Source organism: Paenibacillus sp. 32O-W (assembly GCF_007679495.1).
Taxonomy (GTDB): Bacteria; Bacillota; Bacilli; order Paenibacillales; family NBRC-103111; genus Paenibacillus_L; species Paenibacillus_L residui.
This window is the reverse complement of the sequence record NZ_VEGP01000182.1, coordinates 1-407: the sequence shown is the minus strand read 5'-3', so window position 1 is coordinate 407 and position 407 is coordinate 1. Positions and strand designations below refer to the sequence as shown.

The following is a 407-nucleotide window of genomic DNA, read 5'->3' as shown; positions in this document are numbered from 1 at the left end:
ACTGGACAGTGAAAAGTTCTTGTCGAAAAATTCATGGGAATAAAGGTTAAAGGTGCATACAGGAAAAGTAACCCAATCTGGCGAATGATATCCTTAAGGTTCCTAAGCCAGAAAGGAGATCAGATCGCAGAAAGGGTTACTCTATTAGTTTACCCGATTTCGTCGCGATTGACCATACGATGCTGAAATTTCTGAATGAAGTCCTGTCTGCATTCCGAGCTTGCTTTTCCCGAACCGCCACTTTCGAGTGGTTCGTTGTCATCATTGTCGGTTTGATGCTGCGCACCGATCATCTGGGGATGACGACCCTGATCCGGGATCTCTCCTTGCATCCGCGTGGCTACGAGACGCTGATCCATTTCTTCCGTTCCTCCGCTTGGTCGCTGGAATCCCTTCGGCTCACGTGG

1 protein-coding gene is annotated in these 407 nt (G+C 48.6%); it reads left to right on the top strand.

Annotated elements, in window-relative coordinates:
- Positions 1 to 179: 179 nt before the first annotated feature.
- Positions 180 to 407: transposase (locus tag FS806_RS25360; RefSeq protein ID WP_144942132.1), on the top strand; the 228-nt coding region annotated here is incomplete at its 3' end.